General features: G+C 53.4%; 1 protein-coding gene. It reads left to right on the forward strand.

Annotated features, from left to right (window positions below; all coding sequences use genetic code 11):
- Nucleotides 1-148: 148 nt before the first annotated feature.
- On the forward strand, nucleotides 149-286 hold the full coding sequence (locus P0G09_RS19390) for a hypothetical protein (protein WP_275253491.1): 138 nt from the start codon (nucleotides 149-151) through the stop codon (nucleotides 284-286).
- The last annotated feature ends 10 nt before the right edge of the window (nucleotides 287-296 follow it).

A 296-nucleotide genomic window follows, 5' to 3' on the forward strand; every position in this document is an offset into this window, starting at 1 on the left:
GCTGAATAAGCAGCAGCTTTCTGCACCGGGCGGCAAGACCCCGGAGAAGGAATCGGAGCTGAAAAAGCTGGAAGAAGCCAAGGCAGCGCAATTCAAGAAGAAAGCTGAGCAGAAGAATCACACACAGGAGCTTTAAGGAGGGAGCAACATGACCTACACCCAAGCCCAGATCGACAAAGCCAATGCGGTGGATCTGGAAAAGTTTCTCCGGGCACACGGCGAAACGCTGGTGCGCAGCGGTAAAGAATACCGCTGTAAAGCCCACGACAGCCTGACCGTTTGCTGAAACAAATGGT

Source organism: Faecalibacterium sp. DFI.5.82, assembly GCF_029076575.1.
GTDB lineage: Bacteria > Bacillota > Clostridia > Oscillospirales > Ruminococcaceae > Faecalibacterium > Faecalibacterium duncaniae.